This window comes from Rhizobium sp. Rhizsp42 (assembly GCF_047304155.1).
Taxonomy (GTDB): Bacteria; Pseudomonadota; Alphaproteobacteria; order Rhizobiales; family Rhizobiaceae; genus Rhizobium.
On the sequence record NZ_JBGLYS010000009.1, the window covers coordinates 121,213 to 146,729 of the forward strand.

Sequence of the window (25,517 nt, forward strand, 5' to 3'; positions counted from 1 at the left end):
AGGCAGTTTTGGTCTCACAGTCGGAGGAGAAGGAAGGCTGTGGGGTCGCAACGACCATTGAGGAGGAGAAAAAGATGTTGAAGTCCATGTTGTCACGTCGCAACGCCATGCTTGGCGCGGCCGCTCTGCTCACCGGCATCGCGCTGGCTCAGCCGGCCGCCGCCGTCACCCCGGAAGAAATCAAAGCCCGCGGCAAGCTGATCGTCGGCATCCAGGGCGATAATCCGCCATGGGGCTTCGTTACCAGCGCCGGCAAGCAGGACGGCTTCGATGCCGACATGGGCGCGCTCTACGCCAAGGAACTCGGCGTCGAAGTCGAGTTCGTGCCGCTTGAGGTCAATAACCGCATTCCGGCGCTGACGTCGGGTCGCGTCGACGTTCTCTTCGCGACGATGGCGATGCTGCCCGACCGCGCCAAGGCGGTGCAGTTCAGCCAGCCCTATAATGCCAATGCCATCGTGCTGATCGGGCCGAAGAACAAGTCGATCAAGACGAATGACGACATGGCCAATATGACGATTTCCGTGGCGAAGGGTGCTGCACAGGATACGCAGGTGACCAAGAATGCACCGGCTTCGGCCACCATTCGCCGTTTCGATGGCGATGCGGCCAGCGTCCAGGCACTGGTATCCGGACAGGCCGAGGCACTCGGCGGCAACATCTTCTACATGGATCGCGTCGAGAAGGCGCGCCCCGGTGAGTTCGAGAACAAGCTTGAGTTCCAGAAGCTCTACAATGGTGCCTGCACCCGCCTGGGGGAGAAGGAAATCAACGCCTCGCTCAACACCTTCATCGACAAGATCAAGGCGAACGGCGAGCTGAAGAAGATCTACGACAAGTGGATGAAGGTTCCCGTGCCTGAATTCCCGGCAAGCCTCGAAGGCATTCCCTTCGCTGCAAACTAAGCCCTTCCTGATGGGGCGATGCGACGGCGGCGTCTTGAAGGCGGCCGCCGCCGCTTTGCCGCGGCGATGAATGTCTCGTGCCGAATGCGGGAGCGATGATGAGCAAGACGATCTTTGTACTGAACGGGCCAAACCTCAATCTTCTCGGCCAACGGGAGCCGCATATCTACGGCTCGACGACGCTTGCCGAGATCGAGCAGCGCTGCACGGCCAAGGCGCGCGACCTCGGCTACGAGGTGGATTTTCGCCAGACCAATTTCGAGGGAGCGCTGATCGAAAGCATTCACGAGGCGCGCCGTAAGGCTTGCGGGATCATCATCAACCCGGCGGCTTTCACCTTTACGTCGATCGCGGTTCTCGATGCGCTGAAGACCTTCGATCCGCCGAAGATCGAACTGCACATCTCCAATGTCCATGCCCGCGAGAGCATCTACCACAAATCCCTGATCTCGCCGATCGCGACGGCGATCATGATCGGTTTCGGTGCGGATGGGTACGAACTCGCGATCCAGGCCATGACGCAGTTGGTCGCTCGCAGCCGCTGACCGGACAGGAAAGGCCAGAAGTAACACCATGAACTACACATTGGACTTCACGCCTGTCATCGACGGTCTGCCAAGCCTGCTGCTTGCCTGTCTCGGTACGTTCCTGCTGGCGATCTCGGGCATGCTGCTTGCGGTCCTGATCGGCATCGGCGGCGTCATGCTGCGCGATTCGCGCTTCAAGCCGATACGCTGGCTGGTGATCGGCTTCGTCGAGATCATCCGCAACACGCCGTTCCTGGTGCAGATCTTCTTCATCTATTTCGCGCTCCCGCTCGCCGGCATCAGGCTCGATCCGACTCCGACGGCGATCATCGCGCTCGGCATCAATGGCGGCGCCTACGCGATCGAGATCATTCGCGGCGGGGTGCAGTCCATCCCCGCGGGTCAGAAGGAGGCCGGCCTGGCGCTCGGCCTGCATAAGGCGCAGGTCTTCCGCTTCATCGTGCTGAAGCCTGCGCTAAGGGCGATCTATCCGTCGCTGACCAGCCAGTTCGTGCTTTTGACGCTGTCTACCAGCATCTGCTCGGCGATCTCGGCCTACGAACTGACCTCGGTCTCGCAAAGGATCGAGTCGGAAAGCTTCCGCAGCTTCGAGGTCTACTTCACTGTCACGGTTTTCTACCTCGTGATCTCCTGGGTGATGATGCGCCTCTTCGGGCTCTTCTCATCCCGCTACTTCAATTACCCGGTCAAGTAGGAGGCTCCCATGGGTCGCGATGAATTCATCTTCCTGCTGATCGGTCTGAAATGGACGGTGGTGTTGTCCGTCGTCGGTTTCATCTGCGGTTCGATCGGCGGGCTTATAATCGCGCTGCTGCGGACCTGCGGCTCGCCGCTTCTGGAGCGGATAACGGCCGGATATATCGGGGTGTTTCAGGGCACGCCGCTCCTGATGCAACTCTTCGTCGTCTATTACGGGCTGGCGCTGGTGGGCCTGAAGCTCGACGCGTGGCTCGCCGTCGCAATCGGTCTCACGCTGCATGCCAGCGCCTATCTCGGCGAAATCTGGCGCGGCTCGATTGAGGCGGTGCCGCGCGGCCAGACCGAGGCCGCCAAGGCGCTCAGCATCAAATACGTCTCGCGCATGAAGGACGTGATCCTGCCGCAGGCGATCCGCATCTCGCTGCCGGCGACGATCGGCTTCCTGGTGCAGCTGATCAAGGGGACGTCGCTCGCCGCGATCGTCGGATTCACCGAACTGACGCGTGCCGGCAACATCATCTCCAACCAGATCTTCGAGCCGCTGACGGTCTTCGGCATCGTCGGCATCCTCTATTTCATCATGTGCTGCCCGCTGACGATCCTAGGCGCCCGCCTCGAGCGGCGCTTCGCGATGTCGGCGCGCTGAGTGCGCCTGCCTGTCCGGGAGAATTGAACCATGACCACTGTGTCGACAACGACGACCACCGAACCGATGATCCGCCTGGCGCAGGTCGAGAAATGGTTTGGCGCCTTTCAGGCATTGCACGATATCAACATGGATGTCCGCCAGGGCGAGCGGATCGTACTCTGCGGCCCCTCGGGCAGCGGCAAGTCGACGCTGATCCGCTGCATCAACCACCTGGAGAGCTATGAGAAGGGCGAGATCCGCGTCGGCGGCACGCTGCTTGGCCACCGCTCCAAGGATATCGACGCCATCAGGCGCGACGTCGGCATGGTGTTTCAGCAGTTCAATCTCTTTCCGCATCTGACCGTGCTGCAGAATTGCATGCTGGCGCCCATGCGTGCGCTCGGCCTCGGCAAGGCGGAAGCGGAGGAGCGCGCACGCAGCCTGCTCGACCGCGTCAAGATCCTCGAACAGGCCGAGAAATATCCGGCGCAGCTTTCCGGCGGCCAGCAGCAGCGCGTGGCGATTGCGCGTGCGCTCTGCATGCGGCCGAAGGTGATGCTGTTCGACGAGCCGACATCGGCGCTCGATCCTGAGATGGTCAAGGAAGTGCTCGATACGATGATCGGCCTCGCGGAGGAGGGGATGACGATGATCTGCGTCACCCACGAGATGGGCTTTGCGCGTCAGGTCGCCGATCGCGTCATCTTCATGGCGAGCGGCGCGATCGTCGAGGAGGCACCGCCCGCCACATTCTTCAGCAATCCAAGGCACGAGCGTACGCGCAAGTTCCTTGGCGAAATTCTGCGTCACTGAAAGTTTTCGGCATGATTTCCGGCACCACCAGGATCATCGCCCATCTGGGCTATCCGACGGAGACCTTCAAGTCGCCGCTGATCTACAACCCCTATTTCGAAAAGCACGGCATCGACGCCGTGGTCGTTCCCATGGGTTGTCGCGCGGAGGACTTTCCGGATTTTCTGAGGCTTGTGTTCCGCCTGTCGAACATCCACGGCGCACTGATCACCATGCCGCACAAGGTGACCACCATGGGCCTGCTCGACGAACTGTCGACGCGCGCCCAGGTCGCCGGCGCCTGCAATGCCATCCGGCTGGATGAACACGGCCGGCTGATCGGCGACATGTTCGATGGCGAGGGTTTTGTGCGAGGCGTGCTGCGCAAGGGCAGGCGGGTATCTGGCGCCGATGTCCTCGTCGTCGGCTCCGGCGGCGTCGGCTCGGCGATCGCCGCATCGCTTGCCGCTGCCGGCGTTCGAAGGATCGCGATTTTCGACGCGAACACGGCGGTCATGGACGGGCTGATGGGACGGCTTCGTCAGCATTATCCCGACGTGGACGTCACGGCCGGCTCGTGTGATCCTGACAAATTCGACATCGTGGTGAACGCGACGCCGCTCGGCATGAAGAGCGACGATCCGTTGCCGATCGATGTGTCGCGGCTGTCTCCCTCAACCTTTGTGGGCGAGGTCGTGATGAAGCAGGAGATCACGCCCTTTCTCGAGGCGGCGCGCGCCGCCGGCTGCGACTTCCAGGTGGGCACCGACATGCTGTTCGAGCAAATCCCCGCCTACCTCGAGTTCTTCGGCTTCCCGACCACAACGGCCGATGAGCTCAGATCCGTTGCCCGCATCGGCTGATGTTGGTCGGGGTGCGAATGAAGCCGCCGCCAGTCAAATCTGTGACCGTATCTCGTCAGCAATCGTATGGAGGTGTTCCGAGCCGATTGCGCCGACGAGGCTATAACCGAGGCCGTTCCTGGCCCAGCTCCATCCCCGAATGTCGTGCTGGTCGCTTGCGACCATGGGCTTGTCCTGGTCGACCTGCATGCGCCGGGTCAGCATCACCAATCGGTTCCCCTTGTCGTCGTCATACATCAGCATGAGCCCGGATCCATGCGGCGTCGGGACAACGCGGCCGCCCATCAGGCGGTAGCCGGCCTTGCTGAGATCGGGGATGATCGCCGAGCCACCGATCGTCACGGAAACCAGGTTTTTCAGATCATCGCTGCCATCAGCCCTGACCTCGACCGGTCGCAGGCGATCAGCGGCAAAGGCGCTGTAACTTGCTGATGCTTCCTGCGCCAAGGCGGCGACACCTTCTGTTGGAGGCATGCTGTAGCCCTTCAGCAGCCAGCCGCCAGAGGCGCCGATCGCCAATAATACGACGGCGGCGGCCACCATTGGCGCAATCCGAATTTTGTTGGTCGGGCGCTTTCTGTCGATGATGCTGGCGAGGTTCAGCCGGCTTGGGATAGGTTCGGCTGCGATCGGAGCCAGGGCCGATCTAAGCGCCGTAGAGCCTTGCTGATAGGCGGAGACACGTGTCGCGGCATCCTCGTTCGTTTCAAGGAATGAAGCCACGTCCTGATGCCGTTCTGCATCCAAGGCGCCGTCGACAAAGGCCTGAAGGTCATCCTCGTTGATCGGTCTATTCGTCATTTGACCCTCCGGATAAATGGACCAACAGGTTTGGCGCTCGTTGGTTTGGTCTCAAGGATAAGCCTCAGCTGCTCGCGTGCACGAGACAAACGCGACATCACGGTTCCGACGGGCACGTCGAGGACGGTAGCCGTCTCCGCATAGCTCAGGTCCTCGACCGCGACCAATAGCAGGATGCTCCGATAGTCCGGCGGCAGCCGCTCGATGGCGGCAAGAACGTCCTGGCCAAACAACGTGCTGTCCTGGCTGGCATTCACCGCCATTGTCGCCTCCGGCATCTCCTCGATCGTGACGATGCCGGCGCGCCTGACGTCCTGGCGTATTTTGTTGACCGCAAGATTGTGAAGGATCGCGAATACCCAGGAGCGGGCATTTGCATCGCGTCGGTGCGTCCAGTTCGTGACGACCCGCTCGAGGCAATCCTGGACGATATCGTCAGCCGCTTCGCGATCGCGGATCAGGCCGCGCGCGTATCGCCTCAGCGCCGGGATCATTGGCTCCACCTGCGTCAGCAGATCATCCATCTCTCAAATCCTCGGGGGTGAATGGCCCGCAGTCAAGCTGCGGGCCACCGGTTTACCCCAGTCGGGTCACATCAATCGCCCTGCACCTGCAGGACCTTGCCGGGCTTGCCGTCGACCGATGAGGCGACGACGATATACTTGCGCTCATCCTTGTGCTTGGATTCGACGATCTGCCGGATCGGGCCGACCGCGTTGACAATCGCCGAGCCGGCCGGGTTCGTCATGAAGTTCGACAGGCCCTGGAGCGGTCCGCTGCCGTCCGCCTTGTCGGAGAGTGCCAGCACGTACATCGTCTTCGGTTCCAGCCCGGTCACAGATGCCTGCAATACCTGCGTCAACCCCTGGTCGAAGAGCGTGACACTCGTCGGCGCCGTCTTGCCCTTGTCGCCCTTTGCCGACAGCGTCAGATGAGCGGCGACGCCTGCCGTTCCGAGCGGCTGCAGGTTCTGCATGCCATCGCCCTCAGGAACGGCATTGGGCACATAGTTGACGGCTTGCGCCGCCTGGCCGATCGGGATCGTCGCGATCACCTTGTTGGTCAGCGTGTCGATCGCGGCCATCGCATCGGCGTTTTCCAGGCCGACATAGACGCGCGTGCCGTCGCCGGAGGGCCAGACACCGTGTGGCAGGTTGCCGACGGGGATGGTCGCGACCTGTTCGAAATTGTCGGTGCGGAAGACCTTCACCTGGTTGAGGCCGCCAACGGTGATGTAGGCGAAGCTGCCGTTCTTGTTGGTGACGAGGTTGACGTGGTTGGTGATCGGGCCGGTGTCGATCGTCTTGATCAGATCGAAGGGCGGCTGCGCATTGAAGACCTGCGTCTTGCCGATGTCCTTGAGCGTGAACCAGACCTGTTTTCCATCAGGCGATGCCGCGATATTCGGGCAGAAGGGGCTTGCCTGCTTCACGTGGCCGACGATCTGGTGATCGGCAACGGTGACGACGACGGTCTCGGGATTGAAGGACGAGCAGATGTAGCCGTACTTACCGTCAGGCGAGAAGATTTGCATGCCGGGACCTGCCGGCACCTTGATCTGCGTCTTCTCCCCGAATGTGGCGGCGTCGATGACGGAGATATAGTCCTCGCCGCGGACCGTCACCCAGACCTCTTTACCGTCGGGCGTATAGAATGCCTCGTGCGGCGAGCGGCCGACATAGGTGGTGTGCTTCACCTCGTTCGTTGCGGTATCGATGAAGGTCACAGAGTTCGAGCCGATCGAGACCACCGCGATTGTCTTCTTGTCGGGCGAAAAGCCCATGCCATGGACCAGCACCTGACCCTTGTAGAGCGGCGAGAGGTTGCCGGGCTGGGGGTCGCCGAGCTTGATGACGCCGAGAAGCTTGTTGGTCGCAGGATCGGTCACCGACACGGTATTGGAGAATTGCTCGGCGGCATAGACGCGGTCCTTGCTGCTGACGGGGATGTCGGGATCAGCGGCGGCAAAGGGGGCCTGTCCGGCGAGGACGGAAAAAGGCAATAGCATGCTGCCCGCCAGCAAGCTGGCGGCAAAAGATGTACGAATGTTCATTGGGAGGACCTCTGGGTTACATCTTCATGTTGGGGTCCATGCCCTGCATGGTCTTGCTGGACGTGGATCCGGTGGGGGTAGTCTCCGGTGCGACCTGGGTTGGGGCCGATTCGGATGGGGGGAGCGGATCGCCGATCGCAAGCTTCATGGCCGCGATCTCCTGCTGCTGATCCACGATAATCTCCTGCGCGATGCGCTTGAGCTGCTCGTTCTTGCCGTATTTGAGGACGGCTAGCGCCATCTCGATGGCGCCCTGGTGATGGGGCGTCATCATCGCCACGAAGTCGCGGTCGACATCGCCTGATGGCTTGACCTCCATGTCCGCCATCATCTTGTCCATGGCCGCGTCGTTCTCCGCGAGGTAGGCCGCCTCAGGCCCGGCGTCATCCATCTGCATCGCCGAATGATCGTGCTGCGAGGGATCATGGGCGAAGGCGGCGCAGGCGCCCGCAGTTGCGAGGATGGTGGCCGCAAGGATCATCGATTTTCGGGAGGACCAGAGGTTCATCGGCTTCTTCCTTGTTGTTACATCGAGGTAGACACCCGGGCGCAGATTCTATTCCCGAGCGGCGTAACTTTTTTTCACGCGTGCTGGAGCGACGCCGCGAGATTGCCGAGCACTCCAAGCTGGCCGAAGATGATGGTCGCGGCGGTGTAGCAATGGAAGGACGTCACCTTGCCATCCTTCAGATGGAAGACGTCACAGCATGGTGCGTGCATTTCCTTGCCTGTGGCCGCGATCGTGCCGGCTGCCAGCGCGAGAGGGCCGGTATGGGTGCCGTTGAGGGTTAGTTCCACGATGACCACGTCGTCGGTCACGTAGAAGTTTCCGAGCTCGCGGTGCATGTCATGAAAGGCGGTGGCGTAGATGTCGACCGTCTTGCCGATATCGGCGCCGTAATACTTCGCGCCGGCCGACACGTCCCAGAAATAGCCGCCCTCGGCGAAGAGGGCGACGAATGCCGCTACGTCCTTCACTTCTGCAGTCCGGTAGAGTTCGCGGATGATTTCTTCGTTGGTAGGCATGTTGGTTCCTTGGCTTTGCTGGAGCTGGATCAGCGGATGGATTTGAAGGCCTTGCGCATTTCCTGCGCGAAGAGGTCGGGCTGTTCGAAAGCGGCGAAGTGACCGCCCTTGTCGACCTCGTTCCAGTAAAACAGGTTCGGCCAGTGGGCTTCCGCCCACGCCTTCGGCGCGCGGTAGATCTCTTTCGGAAAGATCGTGGCTGCCATCGGCAGTTCGATCCGGCCAGCGTCGAAGCCGCCGCCGTTGCGGGCGTTTTCCCAGTAGATGCGAGCGGATGAGGCGGCGGTGTCCGTAAACCAGTAGAGCGAGATGTCATCGAGCATCTCATCGATCGTCAGCGCGTCTTCCGGCTCGCCGCGATTGTCCGTCCAAGCCTGGAATTTCTCGTAGATCCACGTCGCCTGGCCGACGGGTGAATCGGCGAGCGCATATCCGATCGTCTGGGGCCGGGTCGCCTGCTCCTTGAAGTAGCCGAACTGATCGTTCGCGAACTTCATCGCCGCGTCCATAGCGGCCTTTTCCTCAAGCGTCGGGTTCTCCGGGAATTTTTCCGGAAAGACGAGCGGCCAGTTCACATGCGCTGCCACGAGCCCTTCGGGGCGGACATGGCCGAGCGCATGGGTGACGCCCGATCCCCAGTCTCCGCCTTGCGCAACCCACTTGTCGTAGCCGAGGCGTTTCATCAGCGTGGCCCAGGCATTGGCCGTCCGAACGACTGTCCACCCTTCCGAGGCCGGCTTGTCGGAGAAGCCGAAGCCGGGCTGCGAGGGAATGACGACATGGAACGCGTCCTCGGCCGTGCCGCCGTGCGCGGTCGGGTCGGTGAGGGGGCCGATGACCTTGAGGAACTCGACGACCGACCCCGGCCATCCATGGGTGAGAATGATCGGTAGCGCGTTCTCATGCTTCGATTTCACATGGATGAAATGGATGCCGAGGCCATCGATGCGGGTGCGATACTGCGGAAATGCGTTGATACGCTTCTCAAATTTTCGCCAATCATATTTGCGCTCCCAATAGGCGACCAATGATTTCGCCTTGTGGAGCGGAACACCTTGCGACCAGTCCGAGACGGTTTCCTGATTGGGCCATTGCGTATTCTTGAGGCGGCGCTTCAGGTCATCGATGGCGGCTTGCGGAACGGAAACCTTGAAAGGCGTGATCGCGTCGGTTGCCGGCGGAAACGATAGCTCCTCCTGCGCCGCAACCGCCTGGGATGTCAGCGAGGCTACGGCGGGTGCTGCCAGAGCGAACTGAAGAATACGCCGGCGCGTGGCGACGGTCGATGGGGCGGTCATTTCTTATTCCTCGATTTGATTGCTGTTTGAGCCCGCTCTCGAGCTTTGCGGGATCGGAAGCGTCCGCTTGGGTCACGATCCGATCCCAATGGTGTCAGGAGACGCGGCCGCGTGGGTCGTCGATGTGCTGCTTTGCGACATCGTAGCGAATACCCTGTCGGTCGAGGATCCGGACATTCTTCACGACAGTGCTCAGAGCCTTGAGGAAGATCGGCGAGTTCTCGTGCGCTTCGTAGGCGGCCTCGTCTCTCCAGCCCTCGACAAGGTGGAAGGTGTTCGGATCCGTCAGATCCTGCGCGACGGCGTAGAAGACGCATCCGTCGATCTCGGCCGCCGCCGTCATGTCAGGGATCACCGCGTCGATGAAGGTCTGTCGATCATCCGGGTGAACGCGATAATAGGCGCTGACGAGCATGTTCGTCGGCAGTGTCTTGTCGTGGTCGGCCATGGCCGTTTCTCCTTTGGCTGGCTGATGATGTATTTCCGTTGCGCGGCGCCTAGCGTGACGCGATCAGAACCGTGCCGGATTTGCCTGGCTTTTCGACCAGTGCGGCAGCCTTGCCGACATCCGCGAGATCGAACGTCTGCTCGACCTGAAAGAGCTCCGGCTTGCCGGCTGCGAGCTCAAGCGCGAGCTTCAGATCGGCCTTGCGGACGTCTACAGGCAAGCCAGCCCACCGCCCGACCGTGACGCCCGACAGCCGGATGTCGCGTGTCGAAAAGTAAAGCGCGGGGACAGAGATCGGCTGTCCGGAAAGATCGCCGTAGGAAACCAGGCTACCGCCTTGGGCGAGCAGGCCGACCGCCGCACTGGCCGTTTCGCCGCCAACAGGGTCGAGCACGACGCCGATGGGATGGCCGTCGGCGGCTGCAACGACCTTGTCCTGCCAGCCCGGCTTGTCGGTGGAAACCACCGGCAGATCCGGAAACACGACGTTGAGTTCGTTCACGCCGGCTTCCCGTCGGACGACGCCGACGACGTCGAAACCGCGATCGAGAAGCAGTCCGATCACCAGTCTGGCGACCGCGGAACCGGCGGCGGTGAGAACGACGACGTCGCGGCCCGGCTTCGCGCCGGATGTCTCGACGGCCCGCAAGAGAAGCGCCGTCGTCAACGGATTGACATGTAGCTGTGCCGCGACTTCGTCCGATACGTCATCAGGAATTTCGGTGACGTATTCAGCCGGGACGATTGCCTTTTCGCTCCACGCGCCTCGGCCGGGGAAGAAGGCGACGCGGGTGCCTGGCTTCAGATCGACGCCACTGCCGGCTTCCTCGACGATGCCGTAGCCTTCGAAGCCGACGCGCACGCCCTCTTTCGGTACGACTGCTCCCGGCTGGTAGCGTCCCGATATACCGAGAAGATCGCCGTGGTGAACTGGCCGGAGAAGCACCCGGATCAGCACTTCGTTGTGGTCTGGATGCTTGGGATCTTCGACGTCGACTGCCTGAAGAACGTCCTCAGGCTTCCCATGCTTGAAATAGACTGCGGCACGCATCGCGGGCTCTCCTTGAGAATGTGAAGTGGAGCGGCTGTTCGCCGCTCCTGCTGTGGGGTTAGACCTGAGCCTGGCCGCCATCGGCGAAGAGCTCTGCGCCGTTGACGAAGCTCGCATCGTCGGAAGCGAGGAACAGGGTTGCCTTGGCGATCTCCTCGGATTCGCCTACGCGGCCGAGCGGGATGCGAGAGGCGAGATAGTCGAGCAGGCCTTGCTGCTGTTCCTTGTCGTCGCCGGCGAGTTCGACGAGGCCAGGCGTGCGTGTGGCGCCGGGCGAGACAACGTTGACGCGGATGCCGGTGCCCTTGAGATCAAGCGCCCAGGAACGGGCGAGGTTGCGGACGGCGGCCTTGGAGGCGGAGTAGACGGAGAAGGCAGCCGTGCCTTCGGTGCCGGCGGTCGAGCCGGTCAGCACGACCGAGGAACCCTTGCCCAAAAGCGGAAGCGCCTTCTGTACCGTGAAGATGACGGCCTTCACGTTGCGGCCGAAGGTGTCGTCGACCTGTTCCTCGGTGATCTGGCCAAGCGGAAGCATGCTGCCGCCACCGGCATTGACGACGAGGGCGTCAAGGCGACCCTGTTCCGCCTTCACCTGGGCGAAAAGCTTGTCGAGATCCGCATTGCTCGATGAGTCGGCCTGCACGCCGACCGCGCCATGGCCGATCTCGGCCACCGCCTTGTCGAGCGCATCCTTGCGGCGGCCGGTGATGTAGACGCGTGCACCTTCGGCGGCGAAGAGCTTGGCGGTCGAGAGGCCGATGCCGCTGGTTGCTCCTGTCACGACGGCGATCTTGTTTTCAAGTCTTTTGGTCATTTTACTCTCCTGATGCTGGGCGCACGAAAGGGTTCAGCCCGAATGCGCGGCCTGTTGAAATTCTGAAACTGTTCGGGAGGTGGCGTTGGCTGCTGGCCTCGTCGCCGTCCGATGAGGAGAAGTTAGTTCGTCAGCTTGGCGGCGAGAAGCCGCTCAGGGTGGAGACATTATCCATGGGGATGGATGGTCTCCGTCGTCACATTGCGTCGGGCATCGACGGCTTCGAATACTTTCGCCGCCCACTCCGTGAAGGCGCGCAGCCGTGGGTTTGGAAAACGGTCGGCCGGATAGACGAGGTGCAGCGGATGATTGTCCGGCTTCCAATCGGGCAGTAACTCGACCAGCGCGCCGCTCTCGAAGTGCGGCCGTGCGAGGAAGCCGAAGCTCTGGCCGATCCCCAGTCCTGATAGCAGCGCATTCAGGTGTGCGGTGCTCTCGTTCACCGAAATGCCGCTTGTTGTCGGGAGATACTCGCTTCGCTCATCGCCGCGCTGGAACCGCAACGGAAACCTCTTGCCAGATGACGCGGAGAAGTAGCTGACGATCCGATGCCTCTCGATATCATCCGGCCGCTCCGGCAACTGTAGGCCATGCAGATAGCTCGGCGACGCGCAAATGACGTAGTCCAGTTCGCACAGTTTCCGCGCCTTCATCGATGAGTCACTCAGCATCCCGCCGCGGATGACGCAATCGATCCCCTCGCTGACGAGGTCGGCGGGTCGATCGCTGACCCCGAGCATGAGGTCAATATCGGGATACTGGTGCTGAAAGTCGGCGAGCGCTGGGATGAGGATCTGGTTTGCCAGTACGGAGCCGATGTCGACGCGCAGCTTTCCCTTGGGCGCGCTGCGGGAGCCGGCGACCGTGCCGTCCATGTCATCAAGATCGGCGAGCAGCTTCAGCGCGCGCTCGTGATAGGCAACGCCCTCGGTGGTCATCGTGACCGACCGCGTGGTGCGCTCGACCAGTTTGGTCCCGAGATGCGCCTCGAGATCCTGCACGAGCTTGCTGACGGAGGATCGGGGCAGGTTCAGCGTGTCCGCCGCCTTGGCGAAAGAGCCGGCCTCGGCGACACGGACAAATGTTCGAATGGCGAGTATCTGATCCACGGGAGGTCCGGCTGCTGGTGATTAGATGATGACCATCTATACCGGATCGCCGAGCTCCGTCATGCAAGTTATTGCTTGATTTGGACAATTGCGCTGTCGATAACGCGCCCGCACCAAAGTTTCTGCTCGTCTGCCAAGGCGATCATCGTCAAAGCGGCTTGTGAATCTGCGGTTGGCCATTGTGGAAACTCGACCGACCGGCTTTCCAGCCGGCGACCACCCGGCCGATTTCGCGCACGGCTGCCTTCGGTCCTGCGGTGTCGATGAGAATGATCGTCGCCTCCTCGCCCACGGTGAGGCCGTAGGGAAGGCCGAGCTGGCGGGCGGCGGATCGCCCGACCATGTCGAATACGCCTGATATCTCCACATCTCGCGAGAGCTGGGAGACGTTGGCATAGAGATTGGCCATCCGGATCAGCGAGGCGTCGCCGTAGGGCGTGAAGGGGTTTAGCACATTGTTGGTCGCAATCGAGGTCACGACACCATGGGCCGCGAGGATATGGGCGGGGGCGACGCCGCGTGGCACCAGATGGTCGTGACCGCGGCCGTTGAGGAAGAGGTCGGTGGCAGGCAGGACGGTCAGCGCGATCCCTGCTTCGGAGAGGTTCTTTGCGATCTCGATTACGGATGCCTCCGGCAATGCCGAGAGGTTGGTGACATGACCGATCGAGACCCGGCCTTGCCAGCCGTGGCGTTTGGTGGCCGCGATGACGGCGGGCAGGTCGGTCTTCTTGGGGTCGAGGCTAAAGTCGAGATGAAAATCGACGGGGACGTCGTGTTTCACCGCGAGTTCGAAGATACTGGCGATGTGGGCTTCAGGATCCAGGTCGGTGTAAGGGCAGCCGCCGATAAGATTGGCGCCATCGGCAAGTGCTGCGTCGAGCATCGCCAAGGTTTCAGGCTCGCTGGTGAGGCCGTCCTGCGCGAAAGCACAGATCTCGATATCGATCGCGAAGGCGTAATCCGCCCTGATGCGCTTGATCGCGTGGAAGGAGCGGAAACCGGCACGCGGGTCGATCTCGACGAAGGTGCGCATCCTTACCGTGCCATGCGAGATCGCCTTCTCGACGACGCGGGCGGCTCGCTCGTAAACGTCGTCCACGGTAAAGCCGGATTTGGCGCGCGCCGTCTCGCGCACCGCTTCGGCGAGCGTTCCCTCGCAGATCGAGCAGCGGTCGAGAATGCAGGCCTTGTCCAGATGCACATGCGTATCCACGAAGCCGCCGAACGCGAAGCTGCCTTTGCCATCGACATCCGAGACGGCATCGCAGCGGAAATTCGGTTCGATCGCGGCGATCAGGCCATCGTGCACCGCGATGTCGACGAGAGCACCATCTTCCTCCACGCGAACATTGCGGATGACGAGGTCGAAAAGATTATCGGACAAACTTCTCATAGGCCGATGGCTCCGCCATCGCTGCGCGGGTCGTGAGCTGCTTGCATTTGTCCGTCTCCATTTATGCGAATGATGCCTGCCTGCCCGCCAAGTGGGCTGAGGGGCGCGATGGTCGCGACTTCGTGGCCCATGGAGCCCAGGGTCGCGAGGGTATCAGCTCCGATATTCTCCTCGATTTTGAGGTTATCGCGAGTATCGGAAAAGGTGCGGCCGAGCAGGAAGCGCGGCCGCGAGAGGGCGGCCAATGGATCAAGCCCATGATCGATCAACAGGCTGAGCAGCAGTGCCAGTGTCTGCGGCTGGCCATCCGCACCCTGTGTTCCGTAGACCAGATGCGGGCGTCCGTCCTTGAGCGCAAGGCCAGGATTCAGCGTGTAGAAGGGCCGCTTGCCGGGCTGAATGAAATTCGGACTGGCGGGATCGGTGCTGAAGGCTGCGCCCCGGTTTTGCCAAAGGATGCCGGTGTCGCCGGCAACAACACCGCTTCCCCAATCGAAATAGATGCTTTGCAGCAGGCAGGCGGCCCGGCCGTCGGCATCGACCGCGGCCAGCAGCGCCGTGTCGCCCTGCCTGTAGGGTACGGGCCAGTCGACGGCGCGGTTGGGATCGATCGCCGAGGCCTTTGCGGCCAGACGCTCAGAGTCTAGAAGCAGTTTCGTTGCATCTATACCAAACTCTGGATCCGCGATCAGATGGCGATCGAGGAAGGCCTGTTTCACGGCTTCCACAAGCGCATGGTAATAGGCAGCGCTGTCAGGTGCTTTGTCCTTCGGCGCCAGCTGCGCGAGGACGGCCATGATGCCAAGGGTGGTCACGCCCTGGGTCGGCGGGGGCGGTGCCAACAGAACGGTGTCGCCATAGGCGAGCCGCACCGGCTCCACCATGCGGGTCCGTGTCGCCGCGAGATCGGCGGCCGTCAGCGGTGAGCCTGCCGCGGCAAGACCTCGAGCGATCCGATCCGCCAACTCGCCCTCGTAAAATTCCCTGGCTCCGTTGGAGGCAATGGCCTTGAGCGTTCGCGCCAGATCAGTTTGTCGCTGGATACCCTCGCGTCGAAAGAGGTCGCGAAAGCCCGGCCATGCCGCGGATTCACCGGCGCGGAAATCATGCCAGAATGTCTGCGACGGGCTGACGGCAAAGCCGTCTTCGGCGAGCGTGATGGCATCGTCGAGCAATGCAGCAAGGTGCTCGGAGCCGCCCCAGACCGTCGTGGAGTGATCGAGCACCTTCTCCCAGCTATCGACCAGGCAGGCGGTTGTCAGCGTCGAATCCGGTCCGCGCGGCGGGATCGCGCCGTCGACCTCGGCCTTCGCGGTAGCCTGGCCGATGCCGAGGAAGGTGCGCGCGTCGCCATTCCGGTCACAGACCATCCAGACGGCGTCACCACCAAGGCCGCAGAAATGCGGGTAGGTGACGGAAAGCGCGGCGCCTGCCGCGACCAGCGCCTCGATTGCATTGCCGCCGCGCGCCAGCACCTTGGCGCCGGCCTCGCTCGCCGCCCAATGTGGCGTCGTCACCATACCGTCGCGCGATTGAGCGACGGCTGTTTCGGTCTGCTGGCTCCGGTAGTTCATTAGCGGACCACGGCTCCGTTCTCTGCAACCAACCGGCCTTCCTTGAAGACCCGGCGCTGCTTCGGAATGGCGACGACTGCTTCCGGGATATGCCCGGCCGCAAGTGTCACGAAATCGGCCTTGGCGCCGATGGCTATGCCATAGCCCTCGAGATTGAGCGCCTTGGCGCCGCCTGCGGTCACCACGTCAAAGGCGGCGGCGAGTTCCGTATCCGTGTAGAAGCCGGAGCGATAGGCGATGATCTCGGCGCGGCGCAGCATGTCGCCATCGCCGAAGGGCCACCAAGAATCGCGGATATTGTCGTTGCCAGAGAAGACCGTGACGCCGGCCGCCCGCAGCAGCGCTACTGGTGGGAAGTTGTGGTTGCCGGGCGCGTTGGTCATGATCGCGACGCCGCTCTTGGCAATGAGAGCGGCGATCTTCTTCAGCGCATCCGGTCCGAGATCGCCGAGGCCATAGGCGTGGCTGACGGCGACATGCCCCTGCATGCCGAGCGCGACTGTTCGGGCGCAGATTTCCTCAATGGTCATCGCGCCCATCGTGCCGGCGTCGTGGAGATGGATGTCGACGTCAACGCCGCGCTTTTCGGCAATCCCGAAGACCACGTCGAGATGCCCCTTGATGTCGCGGTCGAAGGAGAGCGGATCCAGTCCGCCGACAAGATCGGCGCCCATGCCGATCGCCTCGTCCATCAGTTCCGGCGTGCCGGGGCTCTTTAGAATGCCGCTCTGCGGAAACGCCACCAGCTGGATATCGATGATATCCTTGTAGGCCTCGCGTACGGCAAGGATCGTCTCCAGCGATTTCAGCCCCACCGAGCCGTCGACCATCACATGGCTGCGCATCTGCAGCGCGCCGTTTGCGATGCAGAGGTCGAGCTGCTTGCGAGCGCGCTCGTCCATCGGTGCTGCGGCCGCCATGTTCTCGGCCTGGAAGGCGACGCGCTCATGCACGTCAAAGCCGTTGGTGCAGGCTTTGTGCGGAATCCACTTGTCGCCGTAGAAGCTGGTGTCGAGATGGATGTGCCCCTCGACGAAACTTGGGACCAGAAGCGCGCCGGCAATGTCGACGGTCTTGGCGGCGGTCGTGCTCGTGCCGGCCTTGTTGATTGCCGAGATGCGGCCGTCCGAGACGAGGATGTCGTTGAGCGTGCAGTCGGCCAGCTTGGCGTTCGTGAACAGTGTTTCGGTCACCGGGGTCTCCCTTGATGTCTTTGTTCTATCGTCATTTGCGATGCCCCTCCCCAAGGATGAGGGGAGGAGCGATGTCGTGCAATCGGCGCGGCGCCGATCAGTTCTGCGGCAGGGTGCCCTGCACGCCTTCGATCAGCCAGGTCATGCCCTTGATGTCGGCATCAGCGAGTTCCTGGCCCTTGGCGACCTTCACATCGCCCTTCTGATCCTTGATCTCGCCGGCAAAGGGCTTCAGCTTGCCGCTGATGATCGCGGCCTCAGCCGCCTTCATTTCGGCGGCGACGGATTCCGGCAGTTCCGTGTTGCTCGTCGTCATCTTGACGTAGCCGCCCGGTCCGAGGCCGAGCCAGCGACTCTCCGGCTTCCAGTCACCGGCCATCACGGCCTTGGCGGCGTTGATGTGGGCAGCACTCCAGTCCAGTTCGAAGGAAACCAGCTGCTTCTTCTTTACATAGGCCGAGAAATCGCCTGTCGAACCGATCGACCAGACACCCTTTTCCTCGGCGGCCAGTCCCTGCACCGGCGTGTTGGGGCTGCCGGAGATGACGTCGGCTCCCTGTGCGATCAATGCCGCGACGGCGTCCTTTTCCTTGCCGGGATCGACCCAGGCGTTGGCCCAGACAACCTTCAGCGTCACGTCGGGATTGACCGAGCGGGCGCCGAGCAGGAAGGCGTTGAGGCTATAGATGACCTGCGGCACGGGGAAGGCGCCGACCCAGCCGAGAACGTTGGTCTTGGTCGTGCGGCCGGCGGCGATGCCGGTGAGGTAGGTGCCCTCATAGTGCCGTGCTTCGAAGACGCCGAGATTGTTGCCGGCCTCGATGCCGGCGCAGCATTCGAAATGCGACTTGGGCAGCATCGGCGCCAGCTTCTTCAGCGAAGCGTATTGCGAGAAGGTGGTGCCGAAGATCAGCTTGTTCCCCTGGGCTGAAAGCTGGCGGAACAGGCGCTCGCAGTCCTGCACCTGGGCGATGTTTTCGAGCACCGTTACCTTCACCTTATCGCCGAATTCCTTCTCGAGCGCTTTCCAGGCGTTGGCCTGGAAATATTCCCAGCCGGTATCGGAGATGGCGCCCATATGGATGACACCGACCTTGAGCGGTTCTTCGGCGGCGAAAAGCGGTTTGGCGCCCGCGCCGATCGCAAGCGCGCCAGCGGCGCTGGTTCTCAGGAAGTCGCGTCTGGAAAATGTGGTCATTTCGGTTCCCTCTGTTGATGTTTGATCTGGATGATTGGCGGCTGTTTCAGCCCTCGGCGGCAAATGGCTTGCCGAGGGAAGCGGGGACGTTGAGGCGCATCAGTGCGGCGTTGCGCGAGATCAGCACCAGAACAAGGATGGTGACGAGATAGGGGAGGGCGGACATCAGTTCCGACGGCAGGCCGATGCCGGCGCTCTGGGCAAAGAGCTGAGCGATGGTGGCGCCGCCGAAGAGATAAGCGCCAAGGAAGCAGCGTCCCGCCCGCCAGGTGGAAAAGACCACCAGCGCCACGGCGATCCAGCCGCGCCCGGCAATCAGCCCCTCGGTCCAAAGCGAGGTGTAGACGATCGAGACATAGGCGCCCGCGATGCCGGCGCTGGCGCCGCCGAACACCGTGGCGAGATAGCGGATCGTGTTGACGGGGTAGCCGAGCGCATGCGCGGATGTCGGCGATTCGCCGACGGCGCGCAAAATCAGTCCGCTGCGGCTGCGGTTGAGGAAGTACCAGACGCCGGCGAAGAAGGCCCAGGACAGCCACGTCAACGGATGAAGCTGGCCGAGAACGACGCCCAGCAGCGGGATCTTCGTGGCAAGCCTGGATGCCGCCGAAGGCTCGATCACGATCGCCATGCCGATGTAGGGCTTGCCGATGAACGAGGCGAGGCTGGTGCCGAAGATCGTCAACGCCAGCCCGACAGCGATCTGATTGGCGCGGAAGCCGACGGCGAGCACCGCGAACATCAGGGCGAGCAACATCGCCGCAAGCATCGCCGCGACTACGGCGAGCCACAGGCTGCCCGTTGCCATCATGACGATGAAGGCGATCACCGCGCCGATCACCATCATGCCCTCGACGCCCATGTTCAGCACGCCGGAACGTTCCGCGACGAGCTCGCCGAGTGCTGCGTAGATCAGGGGCGTGCCGGCAACGAGCGTGGCGATGAGAATGGGAAGGATCTGGTCCATCAGGCGGCGGCTCCCTGCCGGTTGGAGGGCTGGAAGCGGATGCGGTATTGAATGAAGACATCCGTCGTCAGCAGGAAGAAGAGCAGCGTGCTTTGCAACAGGCCGGTGATCGAAGACGGCATGCCAAGCGACATCTGCGCGACATCGCCCGAGAGGTAGAGCAGCGCCATCAGGAGCCCGGAGAGCAGGATGCCGACCGGGTGCAGCCGCCCGAGAAAAGCGACGATGATCGCCGCGTAACCGTAGCCCGGCGAGGCGGTGGGGAAGATCTGCGCAAGTGGACCGGCAATCTCGCCGACGCCGGCGATGCCGGCCGCGGCCCCGCTTGCCAGCATGCCGATCCAGACCGCGCGGCTGACGCCGAAGCCGGCATAGCGCGCGGCACCTTCGGAAAGGCCAGTGACCTTGAGTTGGAAGCCGGCGAAGCTGTGGTTCATGAACACCCAGCCCGCGATGACCGCGCCGAGCGCGAAGAGCACGCTGACATTCGCGCGGGTATCCTCGATCAGGATCGGGAATAGGGCATCCGGCGCCAGCGGCTCCGACTGCGGGAAGTTGAACCCGGCCGGGTCGCGCCAGAGGCCGAAGATCAGCCAAGAGAGCCAGAGTGCCGCGACATAGTTCAACATCAGGCTGACCAGGATTTCGCTGGCATTGAACTTGACGCGCAACAGCGCGGGGATGGACGCCCAGAAGATGCCGCCAGCGGCGCCGGCGATCACCATCAAGGGCAAAACCCACCAGCCGCCGGCCGGGCCAAACTTCAGCGCGACATAACCGGCGAATATGACGCCTAAGGTCAGCTGCCCTTCGGCGCCGACGTTCCAGATGCCGGCACGAAAGCCGATCGCCAGCCCGACGCCGATCAGCACCAGGGGGGCGGCCTTGATTAGGAGCTCACCGAAGCCATAGAGATCGGCGAGTGGCGCGGTCAGGAAGGTGATCAGTGCTTCAAGTGGGTTCTGGCCGGCGAGCGCGAAGAGCGCCATGGCAACGATCGACGTCAGCGCGATCGCGATGACCGGCGACATCAGGATCATGATGCGCGAGGGATTGGGACGCGGTTCAAAGCGCATGGGCAAGCTCCTTGCTGGCGCGTTCATCTGGCTCGTCGCCAGCGCTTTGGCCGGACATGGCAATGCCGATCGCATCGCGGTTAGCGTCCGCGATCGGTATGGCCGCCGTCAGCCAGCCGCCGGCGATCACGGCGATCTGGTCGGAGATCTCGAAGAGTTCGTCGAGCTCCTCGGAGATGACGACGATCGCAGCACCCCGGTCGCGCAGGTCGAGCAGCGCCTGGCGGATGACGAGCGCCGCGCCGACGTCCACGCCCCACGTCGGCTGCGAGACGATCAGCACGCCGGGGTCCTGCAGGATCTCGCGGCCGATGATGAACTTCTGGAGATTGCCGCCCGACAGGCTGCCGGCCCGCGCATGTGCGCCGGGCGTCCTGACGTCGAAGGCGTTGATGCAACGCTCGGCATAGGCCTTGACGCGATCGAAGCGGATGAGGCCGGCGCGTACGGCGCCGTTGCGATTTGCGGTGAGCAGCACGTTTTCCAGGAGCGGCAGCGAGGGGACCGAACCCTGCTTCAGCCGATCCTCGGGCACCGAGCAGAGGCCAAGCCGCCGCCGGCCGGCCGGATCGCGATGGCCCGCCGGCTTGCCGTCGATAGTGATCGTTTGGGCGTTCGAGAGCGGCGTTTCGCCCGACAACGCTGCCAGCAGTTCCTGCTGACCATTGCCCGAGACGCCGGCGATGCCGAGGATTTCGCCGCCACGCACCGCAAAGCTGATGTCGCCAAGCGCCGTTCCGAACGGGTCTTGGGTGGGAAGCGTCAGACCGGACACGCTGAGACGCGTCTTGCCGGCCGATGTGTCGCCGCGATGACGGAAGCTCGGGAGATCGGCGCCGATCATCATACGGGCCATCGAGGCCGGGCTTTCCTGCCTCGGATCGCACATGCCGGTGACGCGGCCGCCGCGCAGGATCGTTGCGGTATGGCAGAGATCCCTGATCTCGTTCAGCTTGTGGCTGATATAGAGAATGCTGCATCCCTCCGCCGCGATCTGGCGCAGCGTGACGAAAAGTGTCTCGACCGCCTGCGGCGTCAGCACCGAGGTCGGCTCGTCGAGAATGAGCAGGCGCGGATTTTGCAAAAGCGCGCGGATGATTTCGACCCGCTGCTGCTCACCGACCGACATCGTGTAGATGTGCCGATCCGGCTCCACCGGCAGGCCATAACGCGCGGCGACCTCCGCGATCCTTCTCGACAGCGGTTCGATCGCCGGGCGGCCCGGCAGCGCCAGCGCGATGTTTTCGGCCACCGACAGCGTGTCGAACAGCGCGAAATGCTGGAACACCATGCCGATGCCGAGCTTCTGCGCATCGGCCGGCGAAGCGATCGACACCTCGCGCCCATCCCACAACAGTTCGCCGGAATCTGGCCGAACCATGCCGTAGATGATCTTCATCAGCGTCGACTTGCCGGCCCCGTTCTCGCCGACGACGGCGTGGATTTCGCCTGGACGGACGCAAAGGTCGATTCCGTCATTGGCGACGACGGCCGGATAGGCCTTACGGATCCCTCGCAGCTCGAGGCGGTGTTCGGTATGTGGCGATATCGTATGTGGCATGATGACAATCTTGGCTACATGATCTCTATAATCACGTATGCAATATTGATGCCAGCCTGTATCGATGAGCGCGTCAAACGCCGCGCTGAAGCCCTACAAGTATGTATTCATTGAGATAAAACGCGCGCGGCGCCTAATGGCGTCCAAAAAGGCGGGAAATCGCGCACGAATTTTCGTCTACATAAAATGCAACATCATGTATACTTGATTGAAAAAGCGGCAGTCAGCCCGCGGCGCGTGCGGAGAAACGCGAGAGGATCGATCCCAGGTCAGGCTCGGCGGCAGGCTCGTCCTCGAACAACGCCCGGCTTTCCACTGACGAGAGGTGATCGTCCATCAAGCGCTCGGCGGCGGCGATATCGCCCTTCTTGAGTGCGGCGATGAGCCCGGAGTGCTCGCTGATGGCGCATTCGCTCGAATGCGGGCGGCTGTACATGGCAAGGATCAGCGAGCAGCGCGACACCAGTTCGGAGAGATAGCGCTCCAGTAGCGCATTACCCGCAAGGTCGGCAAGTTTCAGATGGAATTCACCGGCGAGCCGCGTCGAAAGCCGGACATCACCTTTGGCATGGGCGGCTTCCTCTTCCTGCACATGCTCGCGCAGGCTCTTCTCGATGGCCGGGCTCCAGCGTTTGGCCACCGCCTTCATGACCTCGCGCTCCAGCGCGCGGCGCACGGCGAACGCATCGCGTGCTTCGTCAAGGCTTGGTTGCGCCACCGTGGCGGTGCGCTTGTGATAAGTGTCGACAAGCCCCTGTGCCTGCAATTTGGCCAGCACGGCGCGCACCAGGGTGCGGCTCATGGAGAAGTGCTTGCCGATCTCATCCTCCGGCAGTTTGGTGCCGGCTTTGATCGCCTGCTCGATGATGGCCTGTCTAAGGGTGCGATGGGCGATGTCTACCCGGTCGGAATTCGATGACATGGGACTTCAATGAATGTTTCGATCACGTATACGCTATATCGCCATCAAGCGTACAACAAGTGCCGATGGCTCTCTCGCGAGCAAACTGTAACATCGCGTAGGCGATTGCATCCGGACCCGCCGCCGATGCGCTGTCACCGCGGCAGCACAGGTTGAGATGATAGCCGTGAAACGCGCCCAGGTTATTTTCTTCGCCAAATCATCAAAGTTTCATCTCCGGTTTGTGAATGCTTAACGTCATGGGTGGTGTAAGCCCGGGACGAAATTGCCGGGGGTGTATCGTGGCCTTACTCTCAAACCTGAAAATTGCCCATCGGGTGATGTTGCTTGCCTTGGTGGCGTTGATCGGGATCGTCGCGATTTCCGCGATCTTCATCGGCCAACGGCAAGTGGAAGCCGGCTATCGGCAGACGGCTGACAGCCTGGCGAAACAGCAACGTGATGTCGCAGCCGCGCGGGACGACATTCGTGACACTCTGATCTGGGAAAAAGAATTCCTGCTCACGCGGCAACTCGGTGCCGTCGAAGACTTCGACAAAGCGCTTCAGAGAGCAAACTCGGTGATCGACAAGCTAAAGGGCGATGCGGCGCCTGAGCAGGCTGGGAAGCTTGACGCGTTGAGCGGTGCGCTTCAGGCCTATGCGGGCACGTTTTCGGCGCTTGTGGCCAAGGACAAGGAGTTGGGTCTCGATCCGTCGCAGGGTCTTGAAGGGGCCATGCGCGATGCCGTGCATTCGATCGAGGGCCAGCTTGAGGGCGTCGCGGATGCCGAGCTCAAGGCCAGCATGTTGATGATGCGCCGGCACGAGAAGGACTTCATCTTGCGCCGAAATGCCGATTACCTGGCCAAACACGCCGCCGAAGTCGCGACGTTTACCGAGTTGATGAAGAAGGCATTCCGGCCCGGCGCACAGCGCATGCGGGCTGCGGAAGCACTCTCCGTCTACCAGAATGCGTTCCGGCTTTATGGCAATGCAACGCTGGAGGAGGCCTCCGCTCGCGAGGCGGTCAGTTCTGCTTATTCCGCGGTGCAGCCGGTGCTTTCGGACATCATTCAAAGCTACGCCGCGGCAGAGGTCGCCACGCTCAAGGAGAATGATCGCGTCGGTCAACGCAATATCACGATCGTTGTCGCGCTGATCGCCGCCGCGATCGGTCTCATTCTGCTCAGCGTTTGGCTGATCGGCCGGTCGATCAGCGCTCCGATCCTCATGATTACCGCTGCAATGCGCCGCCTGGCCGAAGGAGACACCGGTCAAACGGCGCCCGGCGCAGCAAGGCGCGACGAGGTTGGGGCGATGGCGAAGGCGCTTGAGGTGTTCCGGCAGCAGGCGATCGCCGCAGCGGCACTTGAAGCGGAAGCGGCAGCCGCGCGCAGAGATGCCGAGGCCAACCGGGCTCAGATGCAGGAGCAGGCCGAGGCGCTGGCGCGTGAACGGCTGCTGCAGGCTACCGGCGACCTTGGCGCGGGCCTGAAGCGGTTGGCCGCAGGCGATCTCTCCTTCCAACTCGTCGAACCCTTCGCACCGGATTTCGAAAGCCTGCGGGGCGATCTGAATGCGACGTTGAAACAGCTTGCTGGTGTGATGGGCGACATCATGCAGTCCAGCCATTCCATCGACAACGGTACCCGGGAGATCAGCAGCGGTGCCAGCCAATTGGCTCAGCGAACGGAGCGCCAGGCAGCCTCTCTTGAGCAAACGGCGGCTGCGCTCGACGAGATAACGGCAAATGTGTCAAACGCGACCAAGCGTGTTGAGGACGCCCAACAGGTGGCGCGAGAGGCCAATGACAGCGCTTCGAAGGGGACGGCGCTTGTGGATGAGGCGGTTGCCATGATGGAACGGATCGAGGGGTCTTCAAAGCGTATCGCAAGCATCATCGCGACGATCGACCAGATTGCCTTCCAGACCAATCTTCTTGCCCTGAACGCCGGCGTTGAGGCGGCCCGTGCCGGTGAGGCTGGTCGCGGGTTCGCGGTTGTAGCGCATGAGGTTCGCGAATTGGCCCAGCGCTCGGCCAACGCGGCCAAGGAAATCAAGGCTCTTATCGATGGTTCGACTATTGAGGTTGAGGAGGGGGTGCGGGCGGTGAAGGACACGGGGGCGGCTCTCCACGGCATCGGCAGGCACGTCGTCGCCATCAACCAGCATATGGAAGCAATCGCGTTGTCTTCGCGCGAACAGAGCATCGGCTTGGTCGAGATCAACACGGCGATGAACGGCATGGATCAGGATACCCAACAGAACGCAGCCATGGTCGAGGAAAGCAACGCCGCATCCGCAGTGCTTGCCGGCGAGGCCAATCGCTTGCGCGAACTTGTCTCGGTGTTCAGGGTCGCCAGCGAACAGCAGGCCGAAACGGGGTTGCGGTTGGTTGCCGGCCGCCGAAACTGAGCGCGATCCATCACGCGAAGGTTTACCGAGCGGCGTGCGGCGGTCGTTTAATTGGTATCGATGACTGACGTCACGCTTCTCGTTTTCGCCACGACTGAGAACCGTCGCTGTCGTTGACCATTCAAAGAATGGCTACTGCTCTGCGCGTTGAAGCGCGCAGGTTTTGCGGTTGTCCGCTCTATCGAAGACGCATTCTAAG

25 protein-coding genes are annotated in these 25,517 nt (G+C 62.3%); 7 read left to right on the forward strand and 18 right to left on the reverse strand.

The genetic code is table 11. The features are described 5' to 3' along the window. Positions 1–74: 74 nt before the first annotated feature. The 6 genes from ACCD05_RS11635 (at position 75) to ACCD05_RS11660 (ending at position 4,435) form a co-directional block, all read left to right on the forward strand. Entirely contained in the window at positions 75–905 is an 831-nt protein-coding gene (locus ACCD05_RS11635) for a transporter substrate-binding domain-containing protein (protein ID WP_112982318.1), read from the forward strand. Between the two features lie 98 nt (positions 906–1,003). After that, positions 1,004–1,450 carry a type II 3-dehydroquinate dehydratase gene (aroQ, locus tag ACCD05_RS11640; RefSeq protein ID WP_413392718.1) on the forward strand — a complete coding sequence of 149 codons (447 nt, stop codon included), beginning with the start codon at positions 1,004–1,006 and terminating at the stop codon, positions 1,448–1,450. 28 nt (positions 1,451–1,478) lie between these two features. Then, entirely contained in the window at positions 1,479–2,147 is a 669-nt protein-coding gene (locus tag ACCD05_RS11645; RefSeq protein ID WP_209192268.1) for an amino acid ABC transporter permease, read from the forward strand. A gap of 9 nt (positions 2,148–2,156) precedes the next feature. After that, positions 2,157–2,798 carry an amino acid ABC transporter permease gene (locus ACCD05_RS11650; RefSeq protein ID WP_413392720.1) on the forward strand — a complete coding sequence of 214 codons (642 nt, stop codon included), beginning with the start codon at positions 2,157–2,159 and terminating at the stop codon, positions 2,796–2,798. 66 nt (positions 2,799–2,864) lie between these two features. Next, the gene (locus ACCD05_RS11655; RefSeq protein ID WP_413392800.1) at positions 2,865–3,593 is read left to right on the forward strand and encodes an amino acid ABC transporter ATP-binding protein; all 729 of its coding nucleotides are present in this window, start codon (positions 2,865–2,867) and stop codon (positions 3,591–3,593) included. Between the two features lie 11 nt (positions 3,594–3,604). Continuing rightward, positions 3,605–4,435, forward strand: coding sequence for a shikimate dehydrogenase family protein (locus ACCD05_RS11660; protein WP_413392722.1), 831 nt, complete (start codon positions 3,605–3,607; stop codon positions 4,433–4,435). A gap of 33 nt (positions 4,436–4,468) precedes the next feature. Here the strand turns inward: ACCD05_RS11660 and ACCD05_RS11665 are convergent, their stop codons facing one another. From ACCD05_RS11665 to ACCD05_RS11750, 18 genes are all read right to left on the reverse strand, one after another. Further along, entirely contained in the window at positions 4,469–5,182 is a 714-nt protein-coding gene (locus ACCD05_RS11665; protein ID WP_413392724.1) for an anti-sigma factor family protein, read from the reverse strand. Between the two features lie 50 nt (positions 5,183–5,232). Beyond that, the gene (locus ACCD05_RS11670; RefSeq protein WP_413392726.1) at positions 5,233–5,760 is read right to left on the reverse strand and encodes an RNA polymerase sigma factor; all 528 of its coding nucleotides are present in this window, start codon (positions 5,758–5,760) and stop codon (positions 5,233–5,235) included. A gap of 71 nt (positions 5,761–5,831) precedes the next feature. After that, on the reverse strand, positions 5,832–7,289 hold the full coding sequence (locus tag ACCD05_RS11675; RefSeq protein ID WP_413392728.1) for a YncE family protein: 1,458 nt from the start codon (positions 7,287–7,289) through the stop codon (positions 5,832–5,834). A gap of 16 nt (positions 7,290–7,305) precedes the next feature. Continuing rightward, positions 7,306–7,797 (reverse strand): DUF305 domain-containing protein, encoded by a 492-nt coding sequence (locus ACCD05_RS11680; protein ID WP_413392730.1) that lies wholly within the window; start codon positions 7,795–7,797, stop codon positions 7,306–7,308. Between the two features lie 74 nt (positions 7,798–7,871). Continuing rightward, on the reverse strand, positions 7,872–8,315 hold the full coding sequence (locus ACCD05_RS11685; protein WP_413392732.1) for a nuclear transport factor 2 family protein: 444 nt from the start codon (positions 8,313–8,315) through the stop codon (positions 7,872–7,874). A 29-nt stretch (positions 8,316–8,344) separates the two neighbouring features. Further along, a complete protein-coding gene (locus ACCD05_RS11690) occupies positions 8,345–9,613 on the reverse strand; it encodes an epoxide hydrolase family protein (RefSeq protein WP_413392734.1) in 1,269 nt (422 codons plus the stop codon). Between the two features lie 94 nt (positions 9,614–9,707). After that, entirely contained in the window at positions 9,708–10,061 is a 354-nt protein-coding gene (locus ACCD05_RS11695; RefSeq protein ID WP_413392736.1) for a putative quinol monooxygenase, read from the reverse strand. A 49-nt stretch (positions 10,062–10,110) separates the two neighbouring features. Continuing rightward, positions 10,111–11,112: a zinc-binding dehydrogenase gene (locus ACCD05_RS11700; protein ID WP_413392738.1), complete on the reverse strand. Its 1,002-nt coding sequence runs from the start codon at positions 11,110–11,112 to the stop codon at positions 10,111–10,113. A 58-nt stretch (positions 11,113–11,170) separates the two neighbouring features. Then, a complete protein-coding gene (locus tag ACCD05_RS11705) occupies positions 11,171–11,926 on the reverse strand; it encodes an SDR family oxidoreductase (RefSeq protein WP_112435468.1) in 756 nt (251 codons plus the stop codon). Positions 11,927–12,093: 167 nt separating this feature from the next. Beyond that, positions 12,094–13,035: a LysR substrate-binding domain-containing protein gene (locus ACCD05_RS11710; RefSeq protein ID WP_413392739.1), complete on the reverse strand. Its 942-nt coding sequence runs from the start codon at positions 13,033–13,035 to the stop codon at positions 12,094–12,096. Between the two features lie 148 nt (positions 13,036–13,183). Beyond that, the gene (locus ACCD05_RS11715; protein ID WP_413392741.1) at positions 13,184–14,431 is read right to left on the reverse strand and encodes an amidohydrolase family protein; all 1,248 of its coding nucleotides are present in this window, start codon (positions 14,429–14,431) and stop codon (positions 13,184–13,186) included. Further along, the gene (locus ACCD05_RS11720) at positions 14,428–16,005 is read right to left on the reverse strand and encodes a gamma-glutamyltransferase family protein (protein WP_413392743.1); all 1,578 of its coding nucleotides are present in this window, start codon (positions 16,003–16,005) and stop codon (positions 14,428–14,430) included. The genes ACCD05_RS11715 and ACCD05_RS11720 overlap by 4 nt, the downstream gene beginning before the upstream one ends. Beyond that, on the reverse strand, positions 16,005–17,198 hold the full coding sequence (locus ACCD05_RS11725) for an amidohydrolase family protein (RefSeq protein ID WP_413392745.1): 1,194 nt from the start codon (positions 17,196–17,198) through the stop codon (positions 16,005–16,007). Before ACCD05_RS11725 ends, ACCD05_RS11720 begins: the two co-directional genes overlap by 1 nt. 97 nt (positions 17,199–17,295) lie before the next feature. Continuing rightward, the gene (locus ACCD05_RS11730) at positions 17,296–18,396 is read right to left on the reverse strand and encodes a BMP family ABC transporter substrate-binding protein (protein WP_413392747.1); all 1,101 of its coding nucleotides are present in this window, start codon (positions 18,394–18,396) and stop codon (positions 17,296–17,298) included. A 46-nt stretch (positions 18,397–18,442) separates the two neighbouring features. Further along, entirely contained in the window at positions 18,443–19,363 is a 921-nt protein-coding gene (locus ACCD05_RS11735) for an ABC transporter permease (RefSeq protein ID WP_413392749.1), read from the reverse strand. Next, complete coding sequence (locus ACCD05_RS11740) at positions 19,363–20,439, reverse strand: ABC transporter permease (RefSeq protein WP_112435462.1); 1,077 nt, start codon at positions 20,437–20,439, stop codon at positions 19,363–19,365. Before ACCD05_RS11740 ends, ACCD05_RS11735 begins: the two co-directional genes overlap by 1 nt. Continuing rightward, positions 20,429–22,000 carry an ABC transporter ATP-binding protein gene (locus ACCD05_RS11745; RefSeq protein WP_413392751.1) on the reverse strand — a complete coding sequence of 524 codons (1,572 nt, stop codon included), beginning with the start codon at positions 21,998–22,000 and terminating at the stop codon, positions 20,429–20,431. The genes ACCD05_RS11740 and ACCD05_RS11745 overlap by 11 nt, the downstream gene beginning before the upstream one ends. 223 nt (positions 22,001–22,223) lie before the next feature. Beyond that, positions 22,224–22,922, reverse strand: coding sequence for a GntR family transcriptional regulator (locus ACCD05_RS11750; protein WP_413392753.1), 699 nt, complete (start codon positions 22,920–22,922; stop codon positions 22,224–22,226). 320 nt (positions 22,923–23,242) lie between these two features. Between ACCD05_RS11750 and ACCD05_RS11755 the strand changes: the two genes are divergently transcribed. Beyond that, entirely contained in the window at positions 23,243–25,318 is a 2,076-nt protein-coding gene (locus ACCD05_RS11755) for a methyl-accepting chemotaxis protein (protein ID WP_413392802.1), read from the forward strand. Positions 25,319–25,517 lie beyond the last annotated feature (199 nt).

Coding starts and splice junctions, on each gene's coding strand:
- ACCD05_RS11635 (WP_112982318.1), top strand. CDS start 75: ATGTTGAAGTCCATGTTGTCACGTCGCAACGCCATGCTTGGCGCGGCC.
- aroQ (WP_413392718.1), top strand. CDS start 1,004: ATGAGCAAGACGATCTTTGTACTGAACGGGCCAAACCTCAATCTTCTC.
- ACCD05_RS11645 (WP_209192268.1), top strand. CDS start 1,479: ATGAACTACACATTGGACTTCACGCCTGTCATCGACGGTCTGCCAAGC.
- ACCD05_RS11650 (WP_413392720.1), top strand. CDS start 2,157: ATGGGTCGCGATGAATTCATCTTCCTGCTGATCGGTCTGAAATGGACG.
- ACCD05_RS11655 (WP_413392800.1), top strand. CDS start 2,865: ATGATCCGCCTGGCGCAGGTCGAGAAATGGTTTGGCGCCTTTCAGGCA.
- ACCD05_RS11660 (WP_413392722.1), top strand. CDS start 3,605: ATGATTTCCGGCACCACCAGGATCATCGCCCATCTGGGCTATCCGACG.
- ACCD05_RS11670 (WP_413392726.1), bottom strand. CDS start 5,760: ATGGATGATCTGCTGACGCAGGTGGAGCCAATGATCCCGGCGCTGAGG.
- ACCD05_RS11675 (WP_413392728.1), bottom strand. CDS start 7,289: ATGAACATTCGTACATCTTTTGCCGCCAGCTTGCTGGCGGGCAGCATG.
- ACCD05_RS11680 (WP_413392730.1), bottom strand. CDS start 7,797: ATGAACCTCTGGTCCTCCCGAAAATCGATGATCCTTGCGGCCACCATC.
- ACCD05_RS11685 (WP_413392732.1), bottom strand. CDS start 8,315: ATGCCTACCAACGAAGAAATCATCCGCGAACTCTACCGGACTGCAGAA.
- ACCD05_RS11690 (WP_413392734.1), bottom strand. CDS start 9,613: ATGACCGCCCCATCGACCGTCGCCACGCGCCGGCGTATTCTTCAGTTC.
- ACCD05_RS11695 (WP_413392736.1), bottom strand. CDS start 10,061: ATGGCCGACCACGACAAGACACTGCCGACGAACATGCTCGTCAGCGCC.
- ACCD05_RS11700 (WP_413392738.1), bottom strand. CDS start 11,112: ATGCGTGCCGCAGTCTATTTCAAGCATGGGAAGCCTGAGGACGTTCTT.
- ACCD05_RS11705 (WP_112435468.1), bottom strand. CDS start 11,926: ATGACCAAAAGACTTGAAAACAAGATCGCCGTCGTGACAGGAGCAACC.
- ACCD05_RS11715 (WP_413392741.1), bottom strand. CDS start 14,431: ATGAGAAGTTTGTCCGATAATCTTTTCGACCTCGTCATCCGCAATGTT.
- ACCD05_RS11720 (WP_413392743.1), bottom strand. CDS start 16,005: ATGAACTACCGGAGCCAGCAGACCGAAACAGCCGTCGCTCAATCGCGC.
- ACCD05_RS11730 (WP_413392747.1), bottom strand. CDS start 18,396: ATGACCACATTTTCCAGACGCGACTTCCTGAGAACCAGCGCCGCTGGC.
- ACCD05_RS11735 (WP_413392749.1), bottom strand. CDS start 19,363: ATGGACCAGATCCTTCCCATTCTCATCGCCACGCTCGTTGCCGGCACG.
- ACCD05_RS11740 (WP_112435462.1), bottom strand. CDS start 20,439: ATGCGCTTTGAACCGCGTCCCAATCCCTCGCGCATCATGATCCTGATG.
- ACCD05_RS11745 (WP_413392751.1), bottom strand. CDS start 22,000: ATGCCACATACGATATCGCCACATACCGAACACCGCCTCGAGCTGCGA.
- ACCD05_RS11750 (WP_413392753.1), bottom strand. CDS start 22,922: ATGTCATCGAATTCCGACCGGGTAGACATCGCCCATCGCACCCTTAGA.
- ACCD05_RS11755 (WP_413392802.1), top strand. CDS start 23,243: ATGTTGCTTGCCTTGGTGGCGTTGATCGGGATCGTCGCGATTTCCGCG.